Origin of the sequence: Stappia stellulata, from assembly GCF_020176715.1 — a bacterium.
In the GTDB taxonomy this organism is placed as follows: domain Bacteria; phylum Pseudomonadota; class Alphaproteobacteria; order Rhizobiales; family Stappiaceae; genus Stappia.
Genome location: NZ_JAIVMF010000033.1, coordinates 1 through 18163, shown reverse-complemented (window position 1 = coordinate 18163; position 18163 = coordinate 1). Strand labels below are relative to the sequence as shown.

General features: G+C 67.3%; 20 protein-coding genes. 9 read left to right on the top strand and 11 right to left on the bottom strand.

Features of this window, described 5'->3' with window-relative positions:
- The coding region (locus LC092_RS20355; protein ID WP_224809502.1) for a pseudouridine synthase at positions 1-1327 on the bottom strand (1327 nt) is incomplete at its 3' end.
- A 152-nt stretch (positions 1328-1479) separates the two neighbouring features.
- On the opposite strand from LC092_RS20355, the gene LC092_RS20350 reads away from it, so the two are divergent.
- Together LC092_RS20350 and LC092_RS20345 are read left to right on the top strand one after the other, a co-directional pair.
- Positions 1480-1956 (top strand): nucleoside deaminase, encoded by a 477-nt coding sequence (locus LC092_RS20350; RefSeq protein ID WP_224809501.1) that lies wholly within the window; start codon positions 1480-1482, stop codon positions 1954-1956.
- A gap of 158 nt (positions 1957-2114) precedes the next feature.
- Positions 2115-2987 carry a hypothetical protein gene (locus tag LC092_RS20345; protein WP_224809500.1) on the top strand — a complete coding sequence of 291 codons (873 nt, stop codon included), beginning with the start codon at positions 2115-2117 and terminating at the stop codon, positions 2985-2987.
- A gap of 40 nt (positions 2988-3027) precedes the next feature.
- Here the strand turns inward: LC092_RS20345 and LC092_RS20340 are convergent, their stop codons facing one another.
- Positions 3028-3792 (bottom strand): Crp/Fnr family transcriptional regulator, encoded by a 765-nt coding sequence (locus LC092_RS20340; protein WP_224809498.1) that lies wholly within the window; start codon positions 3790-3792, stop codon positions 3028-3030.
- Positions 3793-3981: 189 nt separating this feature from the next.
- Here LC092_RS20340 and LC092_RS20335 point away from each other — a divergent pair, with 189 nt between their 5' ends.
- From LC092_RS20335 to LC092_RS20325, 3 genes are all read left to right on the top strand, one after another.
- Positions 3982-4692: a hypothetical protein gene (locus tag LC092_RS20335; protein WP_224809496.1), complete on the top strand. Its 711-nt coding sequence runs from the start codon at positions 3982-3984 to the stop codon at positions 4690-4692.
- Between the two features lie 118 nt (positions 4693-4810).
- Entirely contained in the window at positions 4811-5536 is a 726-nt protein-coding gene (locus LC092_RS20330; RefSeq protein ID WP_224809494.1) for a hypothetical protein, read from the top strand.
- Between the two features lie 90 nt (positions 5537-5626).
- The gene (locus LC092_RS20325) at positions 5627-5971 is read left to right on the top strand and encodes an antibiotic biosynthesis monooxygenase family protein (protein ID WP_224809492.1); all 345 of its coding nucleotides are present in this window, start codon (positions 5627-5629) and stop codon (positions 5969-5971) included.
- A 10-nt stretch (positions 5972-5981) separates the two neighbouring features.
- On the opposite strand, the gene LC092_RS20320 is transcribed toward LC092_RS20325, so the two are convergent.
- The 3 genes from LC092_RS20320 to LC092_RS20310 all read right to left on the bottom strand — a co-directional run bounded on the left by LC092_RS20320 (position 5982) and on the right by LC092_RS20310 (position 8672).
- Positions 5982-6848: an MBL fold metallo-hydrolase gene (locus LC092_RS20320; protein ID WP_224809490.1), complete on the bottom strand. Its 867-nt coding sequence runs from the start codon at positions 6846-6848 to the stop codon at positions 5982-5984.
- Positions 6849-6894: 46 nt separating this feature from the next.
- Positions 6895-7749 carry a patatin-like phospholipase family protein gene (locus tag LC092_RS20315; protein WP_224809488.1) on the bottom strand — a complete coding sequence of 285 codons (855 nt, stop codon included), beginning with the start codon at positions 7747-7749 and terminating at the stop codon, positions 6895-6897.
- Positions 7750-8189: 440 nt separating this feature from the next.
- Positions 8190-8672: an MOSC domain-containing protein gene (locus LC092_RS20310; protein ID WP_224809486.1), complete on the bottom strand. Its 483-nt coding sequence runs from the start codon at positions 8670-8672 to the stop codon at positions 8190-8192.
- A gap of 101 nt (positions 8673-8773) precedes the next feature.
- Here LC092_RS20310 and LC092_RS20305 point away from each other — a divergent pair, with 101 nt between their 5' ends.
- The 3 genes from LC092_RS20305 (at position 8774) to LC092_RS20295 (ending at position 11505) form a co-directional block, all read left to right on the top strand.
- Entirely contained in the window at positions 8774-9202 is a 429-nt protein-coding gene (locus LC092_RS20305) for a VOC family protein (RefSeq protein ID WP_224809484.1), read from the top strand.
- A gap of 164 nt (positions 9203-9366) precedes the next feature.
- Positions 9367-11175 carry a monovalent cation:proton antiporter-2 (CPA2) family protein gene (locus LC092_RS20300; protein WP_224809482.1) on the top strand — a complete coding sequence of 603 codons (1809 nt, stop codon included), beginning with the start codon at positions 9367-9369 and terminating at the stop codon, positions 11173-11175.
- Positions 11176-11283: 108 nt separating this feature from the next.
- Complete coding sequence (locus tag LC092_RS20295; protein WP_224809480.1) at positions 11284-11505, top strand: DUF2093 domain-containing protein; 222 nt, start codon at positions 11284-11286, stop codon at positions 11503-11505.
- A 21-nt stretch (positions 11506-11526) separates the two neighbouring features.
- Here the strand turns inward: LC092_RS20295 and lpxK are convergent, their stop codons facing one another.
- From lpxK to LC092_RS20265, 6 genes are read right to left on the bottom strand one after another with little or no spacing between them, the layout of a single operon-like run.
- The gene (lpxK, locus tag LC092_RS20290; protein WP_224809478.1) at positions 11527-12594 is read right to left on the bottom strand and encodes a tetraacyldisaccharide 4'-kinase; all 1068 of its coding nucleotides are present in this window, start codon (positions 12592-12594) and stop codon (positions 11527-11529) included.
- On the bottom strand, positions 12591-13940 hold the full coding sequence (locus LC092_RS20285; protein WP_224809476.1) for a 3-deoxy-D-manno-octulosonic acid transferase: 1350 nt from the start codon (positions 13938-13940) through the stop codon (positions 12591-12593). The genes lpxK and LC092_RS20285 overlap by 4 nt, the downstream gene beginning before the upstream one ends.
- Complete coding sequence (locus LC092_RS20280) at positions 13937-14626, bottom strand: lysophospholipid acyltransferase family protein (protein ID WP_224809474.1); 690 nt, start codon at positions 14624-14626, stop codon at positions 13937-13939. Before LC092_RS20280 ends, LC092_RS20285 begins: the two co-directional genes overlap by 4 nt.
- A gap of 54 nt (positions 14627-14680) precedes the next feature.
- Positions 14681-14923 (bottom strand): DUF4170 domain-containing protein, encoded by a 243-nt coding sequence (locus LC092_RS20275; RefSeq protein WP_224809472.1) that lies wholly within the window; start codon positions 14921-14923, stop codon positions 14681-14683.
- Between the two features lie 41 nt (positions 14924-14964).
- Positions 14965-15762 (bottom strand): 3'(2'),5'-bisphosphate nucleotidase CysQ, encoded by a 798-nt coding sequence (locus LC092_RS20270; protein WP_224809470.1) that lies wholly within the window; start codon positions 15760-15762, stop codon positions 14965-14967.
- The gene (locus LC092_RS20265) at positions 15749-17092 is read right to left on the bottom strand and encodes a TldD/PmbA family protein (protein WP_224809468.1); all 1344 of its coding nucleotides are present in this window, start codon (positions 17090-17092) and stop codon (positions 15749-15751) included. The genes LC092_RS20270 and LC092_RS20265 overlap by 14 nt, the downstream gene beginning before the upstream one ends.
- Before the next feature lie 289 nt (positions 17093-17381).
- Between LC092_RS20265 and LC092_RS20260 the strand changes: the two genes are divergently transcribed.
- A complete protein-coding gene (locus tag LC092_RS20260) occupies positions 17382-17927 on the top strand; it encodes a DUF6101 family protein (RefSeq protein ID WP_224809466.1) in 546 nt (181 codons plus the stop codon).
- Positions 17928-18163: the final 236 nt, after the last annotated feature.

The following is an 18163-nucleotide window of genomic DNA, read 5'->3' as shown; positions in this document are numbered from 1 at the left end:
GGCCACTCCGCCCCGGACTGCCGCGGCCCGGACCGCCGCGACCCTGTCCGCCGTCTTCCGGCGGCGGGGCGCGGTCTTCCACCAGCGAGCCGTCCTCGTCCCAGATCCGGCGCTTGCGGCCAAGCGGCGCGGATTCAACCGGACGCGGCTTCATGTCGGCGGCGAAGCGGAAGCGCGAGCGCGGCGAGACATAGGCGGGCTTTTCGCCCGCATCCTTGCCGGGTCGGTCGCTGCCGGGCTTTCCACCGTCTGCCTTTCCGCGTTTCGCCTTGCCCTTGGCAGTGCGGGCCGTTGTCTCGGCCTTGCCCTCGCGGGCGCTCAGATAGCGGCCTTCCTGGCGCTGCGGTGCGGATCCGCGCGCCGGGCGTGCGGGCTTCGCCGGCGCTTCGCCCTCGAGGCCGGTGAGGATCGGCGCGTCGAAATCGACGCTGGCCTCGTCGGCCAGCCGGTCGCCCAGCTGGTCGCGCAGCACCCGGCCGCGGATCTCGCGCACCTCGCCCTCTTCGAGATCGGCGAGCTGGAACGGGCCGAAGGACACGCGGATCAGCCGGTTGACGGCGAGACCCAGGTGCTCGAGCACCTTCTTGATCTCGCGGTTCTTGCCTTCCCTCAGCGCGATGGTGAGCCAGACGTTGTCGCCCTGCTCCTTGTCGATCGCCGCCTCGATGGCGCCGTAGAACACGCCGTCGATGGCGATGCCTTTGGCCAGGGCGTCGAGCCGGTCCTGGGTGATACGGCCATAGGCGCGCACGCGGTAGCGGCGCAGCCAGCCCGTGGCCGGCAGTTCCAGCACCCGTCCGAGGCCGCCGTCGTTGGTCAGGAGCAGCAGGCCTTCGGTGTTGATGTCGAGGCGTCCGATGGTCAGCACGCGCGGCAGCGTCTTCGGCAGGCGGTCGAACACCGTCGGCCGGCCTTCCGGGTCGTGGTTGGTGGTCACCAGCCCGCGCGGCTTGTGGTAGAGCCACAGCCGCGTGCGCTCGCGCTCCGGCAGCGGCTCGCCGTCGACGGTGATCTTGTCCGCATCGGTCACGGTGACGGCCGGCGTCGACAGCACCTTGCCGTTGACGGCGACGCGACCGTCGACGATCCAGCTTTCCGCCGTGCGGCGCGAGCACAGCCCGGCGCGCGCCATCACCTTGGCGACGCGTTCGCCCGCGTCGCTTTTCGCGCTCTCGGTTGCGGTCGCCGGCGGCTGGCTCTTGTCGCGCTTCGGCGCGCCGGTCTTCGCGCCGCCCTTCTGGAACGGACGCTTCGGGCCGCGGCCTTCCGGGCGTGACGGGCGGGGAGCGCGGCCGGGCGCGCGCGGGGGGCGTTTGTCTTGGGTCATGGCGCGCGTCATACCAGAGCCGCCGATCCCGGGGAAGCGGGCTTTTCGCGCGGGCGCCCTGCAATTCGGCAATCCCGGTCGCCTGGCACGGGCGGCGGTTTGAGATGCGCCGCCGATTGCTTTTTCGCGGGCCGGCGATAGGGTCTGCCGCGATGACCGAAAAACCACCGCTACCGCGCCCGGCAGACGCCGGTTTCATGGATCTGGCCCTGGAAGAAGCCCGCCGCGCCGCTGCGCGCGGCGAGGTGCCTGTCGGCGCCGTGCTCGTGCGCGACGGCGAGGTGCTGGCCGCCGACGGCAACCGCACGCTCGAACTCAGCGACCCGACCGCCCATGCGGAGGTTCTGGTGCTGCGCGCGGCCTGCGCTGCGGCCGAGAGCCAGCGGCTTCCCGGATGCGATCTCTATGTGACGCTGGAACCCTGCCCGATGTGCGCGGCGGCGATTTCCTTCGCCCGCCTGCGCCGCGTCTATTTCGGCGCAGGCGATCCCAAGGGCGGTGCGGTGGAACACGGCGTGCGCTTCTACGCCCAGCCGACCTGCCACCATGCACCGGAGGTCTATTCCGGCCTGGCGGAACGCGATGCGGCGACGCTGCTGCGCGATTTCTTTCGCACCCGCCGCGACTGAGTGCACCTGAGATTGTTTCCCTCTCTTCCGCACCCTGCCGCCCTGCCTGTTCCCGCGGGGACTGAGGCTGAGGATGGCGCTTGCTAGGTTTTCCTCGTGAACGGGACCCGACAGGGCCGTCCCGTCCGGTTTTAACACTTGGAAATCTGGAGGACGTGATGTCGATCAAGGGATTGATGACAATGATCTGCGGCGTTGCCGCCGGAGCGCTTGTCTCGGGGTCGTCCGTATGGGCGGCGGACGACCGCTTCGTGTGCTGGGATCCGACCCCGGCGCAACTGGCGGCGGACGCGGAATACTGGACGCCGGAACGCCGCGCGGCCGCCGTGCCGGAGACCTTCGGCCTGACCACGCCGCCGGCTGCCGGGCAGCTGCAAGCGCCCATGGTCGCGTCGAGCAAGGCGGATGTTTCGGTCGCGCCCTTTTCCTACGGCGGCAAGCTGTTCTACACGCGCGGCGGCAACGACTATTCGGCAAGTGCCCAGTTCGTGGCCAAGGACAACACGCTGCTCGCTGCAGCGCACAGCATGTACAGAGGTGGCAATCAGGCGACGAATGTCACCTTCTACCGGGCGTATGACGACGGCGGCGGCACCAAGTTCGACATCCAGCGCGTGGGCGTGCTGGAAGTCTGGCCCGGCGAGGGGCCCCTGGAACCTTCGCCGGAAGTGAGCGCGCTGGACTATGCCGTCCTCAAGACAAGCGCGGATTCCGATGCCGGCAAGTTCGCCCTTGGCAAAAACGCCGATTTCACCGATGTGACGCTGATTGGCTATCCCGACGCGAAAGACGGCGGCGCGCATATGTACAAGCAGCCTTCCGAACGGGTCGCGACGATCGGAGCCGCGTTTCAGGCCGAACCGAACGACCTCACCCAGGGCGCGAGCGGCGGAGCGTGGTTCATCGGCGCCGAGGCGCCCTATACGGCCGTGAGTTCGATCTCGTGGGGTGAGGACGGCAAGGTGTACGGACCGGTGTTCAAAGATTTAACCCAGGATCTCGTCGACTATGTCGCGGGCGGCTGCCAGTAGGCAGTGCGCCACGCACAGACACGACCTGTCGCGGACGACGCTAGCGCATCGGCCGCGACAGGTCATTCAATGCATCGGGATCGAGGATGGTGATGCGGCTGCCCTGCACGCGGATGAATTCCGCCAGATGCCAGCGCCGCATCTGGAGATTGATCTTCGGGCGGCTGGCATTGATCATTTGTCCGATCACGCTTTGGGAGATCGGCCGGTCGATCAGGATGCCGTCGTCGACATTGCGCCCCTCCTGGTCGCAGAGCTTGATGAGAAGCCGCGCCAACCGGGTCTCGAGCGTGTAGAGCGACGTCGTTTCCGTGAAATCGAGGATCTCGCGCACCTGGCTGCAGACCCGCAGCAACAGCTTGCGGGTGAACATGTGGTCGTCGAGCAGCCGCTCGAAGACCCGCCGGGTCAGCCGAAGAACCCGGGTCGCGGTGGGAGCGGAGGCCTCGCATCGGGTGATGGCGCCGGTGATCAGTTCGATCTCGCCGAAGATGTCACCGGGCAGCAATTCGCGCACGATGACTTCCTTGCCGTCTTCGGAGGAGAGCGACAATGCGATCGAGCCCGTTATCACGATCACGGCGGTCTCGAGATGCTCGCCCTGAGGATACACCGTCTGCCCCGCCGAAAAGACCGACTCGCGTAAGCTTGCGGTTTCGCGCTCCAGCAACGCCTCGTCGAAATGATTGAAGAGGGGGAGCGAACGGAGGAAAGCCAATTGTTCAGCTCGTGCCTGGTTCTGCAACATGAGCCCCGCGTCGATCTTCGAGAATACAACCTCAGCTAGTTTTAGTTGATGATTCAATTTTTAATTGTAACGCGGGGAACAGATGATCTGTCGCTTGCGATCTAACGTCAAATCTGCCTGGCGCTGACAGGGTCACGCAGGTGCAAGGGGGTGGTTCCGGGTCCGGCCGCTGTTTCATGCGGGACAGTCAATGGCAAGGCGGAACGGTCCGCCCCTCGTTTGGTCGAAACCGAATTGGAGAAAGCGATGTCATTTCGAATGGGCGCAAAAGCCACCGACGATCTGGAAGCCGCACAGTCCTACAGCCTTACCATCCTGAACGAGAACAGCCAGTTGCAGCAGTTCGCGATGTTCCAGACCATTCCCAACATCGTCGGTCCGTCGACCGATCCGTTGTCGCTTGCCTGGATGCTGGGAACCGCGGCCCCCGGCAGCCCGAGCAATCCGAGCCAGTCGGCCTTCAGTTGGCAGGTCGAATATTCGGCCAACACCGGCTACGTCCAGGACATCGGCACGTCGACCGATCCGCGCCGCTTCACCACGGCGAGCAACGTGGACGTCATGATCGACAGCGACAATTTCCTGGATGTGACCTATCTGGGAACCTTCCCCAACGGGGCGCCGGCATTCCCGGGCAACCCTTCGAGCGGGACCTCCGGGGAGATCCAGGTTCAGGCCGACGGCAAGATCCCGACGCATGCCCAGACGTCCTCGCAGAACATGACCATCAACGTCGGCATCGGCATGAACAACAAGCCGACCGTCGTGGTGGAGCTTCTGCCGAACCTTCTGTACCAGTTCACGCCGAAGCCGACCTATTACATCATCTCCGGTTCCTTCGTCGAAGGACAGGTGATCGACACGGCGATTTCGTCGGCCGCCTACAAGGTTGTCTTCGACGGCGTGACGACGAAAACCCTCAAGTTCACGGCGAACAACCAGTTCGAGCCTGCGTGATGGCCGGGTGACGACAAGGGCGTTCGGTCTCCCGGGTCCCGTCGACCCGGGAGGCACTTTCGGTGTCTGCCTTGCGTGCGATCCCCCGTGCGTCATGCCAACCAGAAGGGAGCTGCCCATGCCGTTCAAACGGGGACGGTTTCCCGAGACCGAGGAAGCGAACATGCCGTTCAACGTCGAGGTGCTGAACGAAAGCCCCTCGGACCAGACGTTCGTCATGCTCGCCGATCCCGGTGCCTCGACGGTGGCGCCCAATGCCCCCGCGCCATTGTCGCTTGCCTGGCTCGTCGGTGTCATTCCGGGCAAGGTCGATGGCATCGTGTCCGCCGGCTATTTCTACTGGTCGGAGGATTTCGCCTATGCGCTCGGCGAGATCACCTCGAAGGGCACGGGAAGCTTCATGGAAACGCTTGCGGCACCCATGGCGCTCGGCGGCTCCAACACGTTGAACGCGGGCTTCACCGGAACGGCCGGCCAGGGTGCGCCGAAGCTTCTGTCGATCGGTCAGACCGGCGATCCGGATTTTACCATGACGAGCAACGGCGATGTGCCCAATGCCACGCTGCAGGCCGCGGCCCTTGTCTACTATGCGGGAAGCTGGGCGATTGGCGAGCGCGATTCCTCGGGGCGCTATGCCGTCACCCAGGCGATCCAGTTCCTGCCCAATCTCGTCGAAACGCTGGTGCCCGGTCCCGCCTACCGGATTGCCGCGGGGCCGTCCTCGACCGTGCCCGGCGGCGTTCTCGCGGCGACGGTCGTCTCCAAAGCTTTTGCCGTCGACTTCGCCGGCGCGCCCATCGTGCGGTTGACCTACACGGCGAACAACACCTTCCAGCCGACCTGAGCGGACGCCTTGCCCTCGACCCGCCCCGCCCTTGCGCGATATATCCGTGCGCGTTCGCAGCATCCGATGCGCGCAAGAGGAGACCGCACAATGATCGCCGTGATTTTCGAGGTCTGGCCGAAAGAGGGCCACAAGGGCGCCTATCTGGATATCGCCGCCGAGCTCAAGCCGCTTCTGGCCGATGCCGACGGCTTCATTTCCGTGGAGCGCTTCGAAAGCCTGACCGAACCGGGCAAGCTCCTGTCGGTGTCGTTCTGGCGCGACGAGGACGCGCTCTCCGCCTGGCGCCATCAGGCCGAGCACCGCATCGCCCAGGGCAAGGGCCGGCACAAGCATTTCGCCAATTATCGGCTGCGGGTGGCAAGCGTCCTGCGCGACTACGGCATGAGCGAGCGCGACGAGGCGCCGGCCGACAGCGTCGCGCTGCACGGGTAAAAGCGTCGTCTCAGCGGTCGGGCAGCACCAGAACCGTCGTTTCTGCGGGAAGTGTCGCCCGGCTGGCGATCAGCAGCGGCGTGTCGCTCAAGGTGAGCGCATAGCCCTCGCTCACCATGCGCGCGGTGAAGCCTTCCAGCGAGCCGTAGGTATAGGCGTGCATCGGGATGATGAGGCGCGGCGAGACCGCCTTGAGCACGTCGAGCATGCTGTCGAGGCGCAGCGTCGAGGCATTGTCGACGGGCGCGAAGACGATGTCGATGGTGCCGAGCCGGGCGAGGTCGTTGTCCGTCAGCCTGTGGTGCAGGTGTCCGAGATGGGCGATGCACAGATCGGCGACCTCGAAGACGAAGATCGAGTTGCCGAGCCGGCGGGTCTCGCCATTCCAGCCGCGAATGTTGGTCTGGATGTTGCGGATGCGCACGTCGTCGACCAGAAGATCGTGGTCCATCGGCCCGCCGTCCGGGTTCCACCCCATCAGCACATGCTCGATGCCCGGATCCGGGTTCATGGTGAAATGCGTGCCATGGGCGCCGTTCATCGTCACGATGCGTGGCAGCCGCTCCGGCTTGTGGATGGCGTTGTAGTCGGTGGCGATGCGCACGCCCATCGGCGTCTCGATCTCGAAGGTCGCATGGCCGACATAGCGGATCGCCACCTGGTCGCGGGCAAGGGCGGCCGGCGTTGCAAGCGATGCGGGCGCGGCCGTCATGGCCGGAGCGGGCATCGGCGGCTGGATCCAGTTGTCGGCCAGGATCTGGCAGGAGGCCTGTGCGGCGGCGATGCTGGCGACCAGCATGGTTGCGCTTGCCGCAAGGGTCAGAACCGCCCGTTTGGTCCGCCGTCCGGTGTTGGCGATGACAGTCGAAATGCCCATGCGCGCCTCCTTGCTTTCCGTAAGGATAGGCGCGCGGGCGACCGCTTCAAGGCCGGGCGTTGCCGCCGGCCTCGAAAGTCTCGATCGCGGCGGAAATCCGCCGCTTGACCATCTCGCGCATCGGTTCGGCGGCGGCGAGGATCTTTTCGGTCTTCATGAAGTCGAGCACGCGAAAGCCGGCGATGTCCGGCTTGACCAGAATGTCAGGCTGGCGGGTCTTCAGTTTTTCCAGGGTGATCGACTGCATCAGGATCTGGGTCGCGCCGAAAACGGCGTCGCCGGCGCCCGGGATCGTCTTGCCCTTGCGCGGCATCGGCGATCCGACGACATCCGAGGCGATGACGATATCGACGTCCTCCGGCAGGGCGTCGAAGGGCAGCGGATTGACCAGCCCGCCGTCGACCATCACCCGTTCGCCCACCAGAACCGGCTTGAACAGCGCCGGGATCGCGATCGAGGCGGCGACGGCGGCATGCAGCGCGCCGCTTTCCATGCGCGCCTCGCGGCAGCGGAAGAAGTCGGTCGCCACCAGCGTCAGCGGGATTGTCAGCTCCTCGAAGGTCTCGGGGATATGCGCGCCGATGAAATGATGCACCACCTTGCCGGCGTCGAACTGCATCAGGCCCGGCGTTCCGAAGAGGTCGCCGAAGCGGCGCGGCCGCAGCTTCCAGAGCCGGGAAAACACCGCGTTGCGGTCGCGAAAGGTCTCGGTGGAGATCTCGCGCAGCTCCTCGCCGCTCAGCCCGCCGGCATATCCGGCGCCGAAGATCGCGCCGATTGACGTGCCCGCGATCGCGTGCGGCACGATCCCCAGATCGTCCAGGGCTTCGATCACCGGCACATGCGCCATGCCGCGCGCGCCGCCGCCGCCGAGCGCCAGTCCGATTCTGGGTGTCGTCATCGCGTCTCTCCGCGCCTGATGGGGGCCGTTTGGGCCAAGCCGGGTTTCAACTCCGCGAATGCGGAAGGAATATGGTCGGCCCCGGATCGCTTCCCGCCGGCCGGCTTGCACAGCACGGTCAGGGTCGTGTGTCGGGGCTCTTTTCGAGCGAAAGCGCCGCGGGCGGTCGCGACGTCGTCCACCGCCTGCATGGCGCCGGCAACGGCCGGCCCGCGCCTTCAGGACCTCCGGCAGCGTGTCGAACACGGTTCCCGGGACCGGGTCGATGTTCGCAAACCCCTTGGGGCTCAGCCGTGCCTTGACCACGTCGACCGACAGGCCGCCGCCGCAAGTCCGGTTTCCTCCGCGCTTGCCTAAGCCCTGTCTCCCGCATCGCGTCATCTGCTTGCGTGACGCGCATCCTGTGTTTGCGCCACTATGGAATTGCGCGAAACCGCAAGTCAATCAACCGCCTGGCTTATGCTTGCAACCGCGTCGCCGATGGCGATCCGGCCGGCCGAAACCACCCGCGCATACCATCCGGCATGTCCGCGCATGGCATTGTAGCCGCCGAAGCCGAGCTCGGTCTCCATCCGGCTGCAGGGCGCGCAGGGGCCGGAAATCTCGATCCGCGCATGACCAAGTACGACGGTCCGGTGCCGGAGCGCGGCCAGATTGATGCCGGAGACGACGATGTTGCGGCGAAGCCGCGCCGGGGCGAGCGAGACGAGACCGGCAAAACCGGCGATCAGTGGCAGATGCTCCGCCTGGATCAGCGTCACGGCGCGCTTGCCGCCGCTGCTGTGGTGGTCGCCCGCAAGCCCATCCTCCTGCAGTTCGGCGGCGCGAACCTCGTCGACCGGAGCCAGACGCGCCGGTCGCAGCCCGATCCATTCGATCCGCCCCTCCCGGGCATGGCGGGACAGCAAGTCCTTCAGATCCATGGTGCGGCCCTTCTGCGTCTGCCCGTGCCATTGCGCTTGTCTTTGGCGGGAGAATGCGTCACCAAACGAACAATCCCATCCCGAAGATCCGGAGATCTCCCATGGCTTCGCTGACGCCCTTTCATCTTGCCTTCCCGGTTCACGATCTGGAAGCCGCCCGTTCGTTCTACAAGGACGTTCTCGGCTGCGGCCAGGGGCGCGAGGCGGAGACCTGGATCGATTTCGACATGTTCGGCCACCAGATCGTCGCGCATTTCGACAAGGATGCGGCGGCGCGAGGCCAGGTCGTCAATCCGGTGGACGGCGATTCGGTGCCGGTGCCCCATTTCGGCGTGGTCCTGGGAATGGACGACTGGACGGCGCTGGCCGAGCGGCTGAAGGCACGCGAAGACACCCGCTGGGTGATCGAGCCGAAGATCCGCTTCAAGGGAGAACCCGGCGAGCAGGCGACGCTCTTCGTCCTGGATCCGTCCGGAAATGCGCTTGAATTCAAGGCTTTCGCCGACATGGGGCAGCTTTTCGCCACCTGAGGCCTCTCCATGGAGGGGCTGGGCGCCGTCTGGCGCCGGCGACGCGCGCGTCGCGTCTTCCGTGGTGTCCGCTGCCCAAAACGGATAGGATCGCGGCACATCGGCGGCCGTCACCGGTCGACCTCCCGCGATCCTTTTGAACCCGCGAGCGAACACGAGAGCGAATGGCCAGCGAAGTCGCGCCTCCCTTTTTTGCAGAATCGATCCTGTTCCTGTCGGCGACGGTGGTTGCCGTGCCGCTGGCAAAGCGCATCGGCCTCGGCTCGGTGGTCGGCTATCTCGCCGCCGGCATGGCGATCGGTCCCTTCGGCCTGGATTTCATCCAGTCGCCGGAGGAAATCAGGGGCGTGGCCGAACTCGGCGTCGTGCTGCTTCTCTTCGTCATAGGGCTGGAGCTCGAGCCGGCCCGATTGTGGCGGATGAAGGGGGATATCTTCGGCCTTGGCACCTCCCAGGTGCTCGCCTGCGGCGCGGCCCTCGTCGGTCTTTTCCTGCTGGCCGGGCAGGCGCCCAATGTCGCGATCATCGCCGGTCTCGGGCTGGCGCTTTCCTCCACCGCCTTCGCCCTGCAGATCCTTCAGGAACGCGGGCAGCTCTCCACCAGCTATGGCCAGCGCGCCTTCGGCATCCTGCTCCTGCAGGACATGGCGATCGTGCCGCTGCTGGCGCTCATTCCCATCCTCGCACCGGGGAAGGAGGATGTCGGCGGCACGGGCATCCTGGTGGAGATCGGCATCACGGTCACCGCGGTCGGCGGCGTGATCGTCGCCGGGCGCTACCTGCTGACCCCGCTGTTCACGCTGCTTTCCGCGGTGCGGGCGCGCGAGGTGATGCTCGCCGCCGCGCTTCTGGTCGCGCTGGGCAGCGGCGGGATCATGCATGCCGCCGGCCTGTCGATGGCGCTCGGCGCCTTCCTCGCCGGTGTGCTGCTCGCCGAATCCAGCTTCCGGCACACGCTGGAGGCCGACATCGAGCCGTTCCGCTCGATCCTCATGGGGCTGTTTTTCATCTCGGTCGGCATGTCGCTCGATCTCGGGCTTGTCGCCGACAACTGGCGCCTCGTGGCGCTGGGCGTCGTTGCCGTGATGGGGCTGAAGGGCCTCATCATCTGGGCGCTGTCGCGGCTGTTCGGATCGACCAACTCCGACGCCCTCAAGATCGCGGTGACCCTGCCGCAGGGCGGGGAGTTCGCCTTCGTGCTCTTCACCGCCGCCGCAACGGCCGGGATCCTGCAGAGCGATATCCTGACGCTGCTGCTGGCCGTCGTCGTCCTCACCATGCTGATGACGCCGGTGGGCTGTCTGGCGCATGACATTCTGGCAAAGCGGCTGCAGCGCCGCGGGGTGGAGCCGGCGGCGATCGAGGGCTTCGGCGATACCCGCCCGACCGTGCTGGTCGTCGGCTTCGGCCGCTTCGGCATGATGGTGTCGCAGATGCTGACCTCGGAGGAGGTCGAGGTCACCGCGCTCGACAACCGCGCCGACCGCGTCTCCTACGCCCGCAAGCTCGGCTACAAGGTCTTTGTCGGCGATGCCACGCGGGCCGATGTGCTCAAGGCGGCCGGCGCGGAGGACGCCGTTCTGGTTGCGCTGTGCATCGAGAACGACCGGGTGATGGGCCAGGCGATCGATCTGGTGCGTTCGAATTTTCCCAAGGCCAAGATTTTCTGCCGCGCGACCGACCGCGCCCATGCGCTGGACCTGACCCGGCGCGGCGTTGACTTCCAGATCCGTGAGACCTTTGAATCCAGCGTCACCTTCGGGCGCGCGGCGCTTGGCGCGCTCGGGATCGCCAATGACCGGATCGTCGAGATCGAGGACGATGTGCGCCGCCGCGATCAGGAGCGTCTCGACGCGCAATTGCGCGACGGGCTGATGGCCGGTTCCGAGATGTTGCACCAGGTCACGCCGCGCGGCGGCGCCTCGAAGAGCGCGCAAAACGGGCCGAAGTCCGACGGGAAACAGGACGATTGACGCCGCACGAAACGCACGAGGGCTGGCAAATGCGCCGCGTCGCGGCTATCTAGGGCGGAAAACCAGAGCATCGGGCCGCAAGGCCGCTCGGATGTTGCGAGGCACCAGATGATGAACCGGATTGAGACACCCCGTGAGCCGGGCGAGGCCCGCATCCGCTATCTAGACGCGGATTACCAGATGCTGTCGCCGGGGACATTCGTGCGCTGCGCGGTCACCGGCCAGGCGATCCCGATCGACGAGCTGAAGTACTGGAGCGTCTCCAGGCAGGAAGCCTATGTCGATGCGGCCGCGTCGATGAAGCGGGTCAAGGAGACCGGCGAAGCCTGAAATTTGCGCGCAAGCGAGACTTTAATCGTCAAATTTTGCGTCGGATTTTGCAAGATTTGTATCTGAAGTTGCCGATTTTGCACGAATTGCCTCACCCAGGAAGGCCACAAGCGCCTCCGGGTCCTCCAGCCGCATCTCCACTTCCAGAACGCGCGCGCGCGTCGCAAGCGTGGCAAGCGCCGGCGCGGTTATCCCCGCCAGCCGGGCGCGGTCCTTGCCGGTCGTCACGAGCTGCGCGCCAAGCGCCTCGGCCTCGGCGAGAAGCGCTTCGGCGTCCGCCTCGCTGTAGCGGTGATGATCGCCGAAGCCGCGGGTCGCGACCACCTCCAGGCCCGCGGCGCGGGCCGAGCGAAAGACCTTCTCCGGCCGTCCGATCCCGGCAAACACCAGCGCGCGCGCTCCCGCAAGATCCGCCGGTGCGCGTGCGGCGATCGCAGCGCGAAAGACCGGCAGGCCGAGGTTTCCGGCCTCGGCGAGAACCCGCTCGCCGGCCGGGCCCTCGCCGATCCGGATCACGGCACTCGCGAAGGGCAATTGCCGCGACAGCGGTGCCCGCAGCGGGCCGGAGGGCAGGCTGAGGTCGTTGCCGATCCCGGTCTCGCCGTCGACCAGAACCAGCGAGACGGTTTTCTCCAGATCCGGGTTCTGGAAGCCGTCGTCCATCAGCACGATGTCGCCGTGGCCGTCTGCAAGCCGTGCCCCGGCGACCCGGTCACGGGCGACCACGGTCGGCGCGCGGTCTGCCAACAGCAGCGCTTCGTCGCCGACGTCCTGCGCCGTGTGGCGCGCCGGGTCGACCAGCAGCGGCCCGCGCGCGTTTCCGCCGTAGCCGCGCAGCAGGAACGCCGGCTTGCGGCCCTTTTGTGCCAGAAGATCGGCGAGCGCCAGCGCGAAGGGCGTCTTGCCGGTGCCGCCGGCGACGAAATTGCCGATGCAGATCACCGGCGCGTCGATCCGGCCCTTTGGCGCGCGGGTCATGCGCCGGGCGGTGATCGCGCCGTAGATCGCGGAGACCGGTTGCAGCAGGCGGGCCAGCGCGGAGGGCCGTTCGCGCCACCAGAAGGCGGGCGCCTGCCGCAGCCCGCTCATTGCCGGCCCCGGGCGTTCAGCAGCGCGGTGAGGTGGCGAAGGGTCGCGGCGAGCGCGCCGGCGCCGGCCTCGCTGACTTCCGCCGCCCTGCGGGCCCGCTTCTCGCGCAGGGCCTCGTCGTTCAGATGGGCGACGACGGCCGCGCCCAGGCTTTGCGCGTCGCGCACCACCTCGGCCCCCTTGGCCGAGAGCAGCGGCGTGTAGATGTCTTCCAGGTTGAAGACATGCGGGCCGGTGAGGATCGCCGTGTCGAGCCTTGCGGCTTCCAGCGGGTTCTGGCCGCCTTCCGGGACCAGCGACTTGCCGATGAAGGCAACCGGCGCGAGCCGGTAGAACAGGCCCATCTCGCCGATGGTGTCGGCGAGATAGACGTCGGTGTCGGGCGTGATCGTCTCGCCGCGGGAGCGTTGCGAGACGCTGAGGCCGGCGGCGCGCAACTCGCGGGCGATGCCGTCGCCGCGCTCGGGATGGCGCGGCACCAGCAGCGTCAGCAGTCCGGGAACGGCGAGCGAAGCGGTGCGATGGACCTCGCCGACCAGCGTTTCCTCGCCCTCGTGGGTGCTGGCGGCAAGCCATGTCGGCCGTTCGCCGATGAGGTCCTGCAGCTCCGCGAGCGCCGCCGGATCCGCCGTCAGCGAGCCGCTGTCGTATTTCAGGTTGCCGGCAACCGCGACCCGCGGCGCGCCGAGGGCGGAGAGCCGCTCGGCATCCTCGTGCGTCTGCGCCAGGCACAGGTCGAGGCGCGAGAACACCTGCCAGGCGAAACCGCGCGCCTTGGCCCAGCCCCGCGCGGTGCGCTCCGACATGGTCGCGCTGACGATGGCGAGCGGAATGCCCCGCGCATCGAGCGCTGCAATGGTGGCCGGCCAGATCTCCGATTCCATCGTCACGGCGAGATCCGGACGCCAATGCGCCAGGAAGCGGTCAAGGTTCGGGGGCGTGTCATAGGGCACGAACTGATGCGTGACGCCGGGGCGCGTGCGGGCAGCGGCGATGCGGGCCGAAGTGACGGTTCCGGTGGTCAGCAGGACGTTGACGTCCATGCCGCGCAAACTGTCGATCAGCGCATCGGCGGCGTTCATCTCGCCGACGCTGGCCGCATGCAGCCAGACAAGCCGTCCCGAGGGACGGGCGGCAGACGCGCGCCCGAAGCGCTCGCCGCGCCGCGAGCCGTCTTCCTTGCCGCGCGCCGCCCGACGGCGAAACAGCAGCCCGAGCCCGGGCGTGGCGACATGGCCGAACGCCTGGTAGCCGGCAAGCACGGCCGCGCCGATCTGCCGACCCACGGCGGAGGGACGGGAGGGGGCGGCGGCATGCGGCGGCGGCGTTTCCAGGGGTTCGCTCATCGGCGCCGCACCAGCTCGTAGGCGCGTGCGGTGACCGCATTCATCGCGGCCTCGACCTCGAGACGTGCCGCCTCGATGCGGGCCTCGTCGGCGTCCTGCGGCACATGGATGAGCGGACCGGTCGCGATCGACATGGTGCTGAACGGCAGGTTGATCGTCGCCCGGTCCCAGGAGCCCAGCGTGATATGCCAGCGCGTGGCGGCGGCGAGCGGCAGGATCGGGCGGCCCGAGCGCGCGGCAAGCTGCACGATGCCGGGGCCTGCGACCCGCGACACCTTGGGCACGTCGGCGGTGATGGAGACGCTGGCGCCGTCGCGCAGCGCGCGCAACGCCTCGATGAAGCCGCGCGCGCCGCCGCGTTTGGCAACCTGATGCGGCTTGTGCGCGCCGGAGGCACGGATCGCCCCCATGCCGAGACGCTCGGCCGCGATCGCGTTGATCTCTCCGTCGGCGGATTTCGAGATCATGGCGCGCGCCTCATGGCCCGGCGGACGGGCGAAGGGCAACAGGAAATGCTGCCCGTGCCACATGGCGCAGATCACCGGCAGGTCCGGGCGTATGGCGTCGAAGAAGTCCGGCGGATCGAGGACGAATGTGCTCGTGCTGCGGACCATCTGCAGATAGCCGGCGAGCGCATTGCCGATCATACGCTGGACGAACGGAGCACGTCCGGCCCGTTTCAGCATGATGCGCTCCGCAGGGCGGGCGACGGTCTCGACACGATCCGCATGTCCGTCCGCTTATTTCCCGTCCGTTTCCGGATCGAGCAGCCGGTGCATGTGGACGATGAAATAGCGCATATGCGCATTGTCGACCGACTGCTGCGCCTTTTGCTTCCATACCTTCAGCGCGCTGGCGTAATTCGGATAGATGCCGACCAGATCGAGGGCATCGAGATCGCGGAAGGTGAGGCCGTCCACGGTTTCCAGTTCGCCGCCAAAGACGAGGTGAAGCAGTTGCTTGCCGCTGGTTTCATTGGTCATTGTCTGTCTCCGAGGGGCCGGTGCCGCAAGGGATCGCCGTGCTACATGAGCTCGGCCAGGATGGGTCTGAGCGGGTCGACGAGCGCTTTCGGTCCACCAACCAGGGCGGAATGGCGAACGCTGCCGCGATTGTAGAAAAGCGGTCGTCCGCGCAGGTCCTCAAGGCGCCCGCCCGCTTCCTGCACCAAAAGATCGGATGCCGCAAGATCCCAGTCGCAGGCATTCTCGCGTACGACCGCGAGGTCGATGCGCCCGGCCGCGAGGATGGCGAGGCGCAGCGCCAGCGACGGCACATATCCGGCCTGCCGGATGCCCCTGTCGCGCAGCTGCGTCTTGCCGGTGATCGCCTTCGGTCCGGCGGCGCTGGCGCCGTCGAGCGAGACCCGGCCGGAAATCTTCAGCACGGCGCCGTTGCAATGGGCGCCATGTCCGGGCACGGCGGTGTAGAGGTGATCGGTCACCGGCTGGTAGAGCGCGGCGGCGACGGGACGCCCGGCCTCCACCACGGCAATCGCCACCGTCCACTCCGGCGAGCCGGAGAGAAAGCCGCGCGTGCCGTCGATCGGATCGACGACGAAGCTGCGCTCCGACTGAAGGCGGGAGCTGTCGTCGGCGGTTTCCTCCGACAGCCAGCCGTAGCCCGGCCGGGCTGCCTGAAGGATCTCCGCAAGCTGGCGGTCGACGGCAAGATCGGCCTCGGAGACGGGCGAATCATTGTCCTTCGTCCAGCGCTGCGGATCCTTGCGGAAGTAGCTCATCGCCGTCGCTCCGCCCAGGCGGGCGGCCTCGGCGATCAGCTCCATGTCCGCAAGGTTCGCGCGTGCGTCACTGACCGGCAATGGTGATGTCCCTCACAAGCAGGCTCGGCACCGCAAAGGCCGAGCGCGTGTCGAGATCGCTGCCGGCGACGAGACTGGCGAACATCCCGACGAGATTGCCGGCAAGCGTGATCTCGCTGACCGGATAGGCGATCTCGCCGTCCTCGATCCAGAAGCCCGAGGCCCCGCGCGAATAGTCGCCCGTCACCCCGTTGACGCCGTGGCCGATCAGGTCGGTGACCAGAAGCCCCGTGCCGATGTGCTTCAACAGCTCCGCCCTGGACATCTCGCCGGGGTGGAGCGTCATGTTGGTGGCACCGGGCGAGGGGCCGGCGCCGCCGCGCGAGGCGCGGCCGTTGGAGCGAAGGCCCAGCTCGTTTGCCGTCGCCGTGTCGAGCAGCCACTGGGTGAGAACCCCATTCTCAACCAGCGTCAGCGGGCGGGCGGGCCGGCCCTCGCCATCGAACTGCCGGCTCGCGGGGCCGCGCGGGCGGGTCGGATCGTCGGTGACGGTGATTTCGGGGGAAAATACGCTTTCGCCGAGACGGTCCTTCAGGAAACTGGTGCCGCGGGCGATTGCCGCGCCGTTGATCGCGCTGGCGAAATGGCCGAGGAGCGAACGGGCGGCACGCGGCTCGTAGACGATGTCGGCGGTGCGGGTCGAGAGTTTGCGCGGATTGACCCGCGCCACGGCGCGCGCGCCGGCGCTGGCGCCGATGGCTTCCGCCGCATCGAGATCGTCCAGATAGGTCCGGCTGTCGAAATCGTAGTCGCGTTCCATCGCCGTGCCGTCGCCGGCAATCGCGGTGGCGGACACCCCGTGCCGCGAGACCAGGTGGCTGCCGGAAAATCCGTTGCTGGTGGCGATCACCAGCCCGCCCAGCCGCCAGGAGGCGCTTGCGCCGCCCGATTTCGTCACGCCCTTGACCGCAAGGGCTGCCGCTTCCGCAGCGCGCGCCCGTTCGGCGAGCGCCATCGCATCGACGCTCGTCGGATCGACCAGATCGAGATCGGGGAACTCGGTGGCAAGCTCGTCCGCCGGAACGAGTGCCGCGAAGGGATCCTCGGGCGCGGCCTTCGCCATCGCGACGGCGCGCTCGGCCAGCGTCTCCATGTCGCGGAAGGCGTTCGACGAGACGCTGGCGATGCGACGGCCGCAGAACACCCGCAGCGTGACGTCGTCGCCCTCGGCCCGTTCGGTCTCCTCCACCTCGCCGTCGCGCACATCCGCCGACAGCGAGACCCCGGTGGTCGCGACCACATCGGCCGCCTCGGCACCGGCCGCGCGCGCCGCCCGCACGAGACGTTGCGCCGCTTCCATCAGGTCGGACTGGTCAATCGATAGCTTCATTGCGGGATCCTTGTTTGGCGCAGGCGCGCGTTGCCGGGACCGTAGTGTTCGCCGTCGTTTCCGGCAAGTCGAGTGGCGGGGCTTGGTGACGATTTGTTTGGGATGTTCGCTCACCTTTCTCTAACCTTCTTTAAAATCAGAGAAAATTAACCTCGCTTGTTAAGCTGATCGGGACGGGCGGCTGCTACCTTGAAGTCATCAGAGGCCAATAAAACAAGGCCCGGTGGAGAGCGAATTGAGCCGTCAAACAGCACATCAGGATGCCACTGCAAAAGGATCGGGCCGCAGCATGCGGCTCGATCCGGCGCAGATGCCGCATCGCTTCGCATCCCGCAGCGTGACGCAGGCGGGCCGCGTCGATCCGACACCTCTCGATGTCTATATCGATCGCCAGCAGGTGATCGTCAAACGCCGCCTTGCGGGGCTGCCGCTGACGCTGGTCCAGCCTGTGGGCGTGTTCCTCGGGGTTTTCGCCGAAGTGGCGCCGGGCGCGACGCCCGGAACGCTCAGCGCCCGCATCGGCCTGCGCCATCGCGATCCGGCCATGTCCATCGAACTCGCCGCCAGCGACAGGCTGGAGGATCTGGCCGCCGACTGGTGCGCCTGGGGCGAGGCGCTCGGCCTGCCGCTGCTCCTTGTGGAGCCGGACGGCAAGATCTCGCGGATCGAAAAGCCGGAAGACGAGGGCGTCTCAACGCCTCTGGTCCCGCCGCGCCGCCGCGTCGCGGCCCTGACCGCCCGGCGTCCGCGCTTTCTCGTGCGGCGCAAGCCGGGCCGCCCGGCCACGGCCGGCCCGCTCTATCGCGGCGAGCGGGAGATCATCGCGCGGAACTGACGCGCGTCGGCCAGGAGCCTGGGCACGGCTGCCAGATCAACAGGAAAGGGCGCGCCTCGACGCGCCCTGATATACCCGACAAAAGCAAAGACACACCCGGCGTCATCCCCGACTTGATGTTCAGACCGGTGACATAGGTGACATGTGTTCATGGAGATGGTTGACACGTTTGGCATGAGTCCCGTTGAGGAGGCGGCCATGCCCTGGTCACAGGTGTCGATCATGGAACAGCGAGA

Coding starts and splice junctions, on each gene's coding strand:
- LC092_RS20305 (WP_224809484.1), top strand. CDS start 8,774: ATGGCTTCGCTGACGCCCTTTCATCTTGCCTTCCCGGTTCACGATCTG.
- LC092_RS20260 (WP_224809466.1), top strand. CDS start 17,382: ATGCGGCTCGATCCGGCGCAGATGCCGCATCGCTTCGCATCCCGCAGC.
- LC092_RS20300 (WP_224809482.1), top strand. CDS start 9,367: ATGGCCAGCGAAGTCGCGCCTCCCTTTTTTGCAGAATCGATCCTGTTC.
- LC092_RS20265 (WP_224809468.1), bottom strand. CDS start 17,092: ATGAAGCTATCGATTGACCAGTCCGACCTGATGGAAGCGGCGCAACGT.
- LC092_RS20295 (WP_224809480.1), top strand. CDS start 11,284: ATGATGAACCGGATTGAGACACCCCGTGAGCCGGGCGAGGCCCGCATC.
- LC092_RS20275 (WP_224809472.1), bottom strand. CDS start 14,923: ATGACCAATGAAACCAGCGGCAAGCAACTGCTTCACCTCGTCTTTGGC.
- LC092_RS20325 (WP_224809492.1), top strand. CDS start 5,627: ATGATCGCCGTGATTTTCGAGGTCTGGCCGAAAGAGGGCCACAAGGGC.
- LC092_RS20285 (WP_224809476.1), bottom strand. CDS start 13,940: ATGAGCGAACCCCTGGAAACGCCGCCGCCGCATGCCGCCGCCCCCTCC.
- LC092_RS20310 (WP_224809486.1), bottom strand. CDS start 8,672: ATGGATCTGAAGGACTTGCTGTCCCGCCATGCCCGGGAGGGGCGGATC.
- LC092_RS20350 (WP_224809501.1), top strand. CDS start 1,480: ATGACCGAAAAACCACCGCTACCGCGCCCGGCAGACGCCGGTTTCATG.
- LC092_RS20330 (WP_224809494.1), top strand. CDS start 4,811: ATGCCGTTCAAACGGGGACGGTTTCCCGAGACCGAGGAAGCGAACATG.
- LC092_RS20280 (WP_224809474.1), bottom strand. CDS start 14,626: ATGCTGAAACGGGCCGGACGTGCTCCGTTCGTCCAGCGTATGATCGGC.
- lpxK (WP_224809478.1), bottom strand. CDS start 12,594: ATGAGCGGGCTGCGGCAGGCGCCCGCCTTCTGGTGGCGCGAACGGCCC.
- LC092_RS20315 (WP_224809488.1), bottom strand. CDS start 7,749: ATGACGACACCCAGAATCGGACTGGCGCTCGGCGGCGGCGGCGCGCGC.
- LC092_RS20320 (WP_224809490.1), bottom strand. CDS start 6,848: ATGGGCATTTCGACTGTCATCGCCAACACCGGACGGCGGACCAAACGG.
- LC092_RS20335 (WP_224809496.1), top strand. CDS start 3,982: ATGTCATTTCGAATGGGCGCAAAAGCCACCGACGATCTGGAAGCCGCA.
- LC092_RS20345 (WP_224809500.1), top strand. CDS start 2,115: ATGTCGATCAAGGGATTGATGACAATGATCTGCGGCGTTGCCGCCGGA.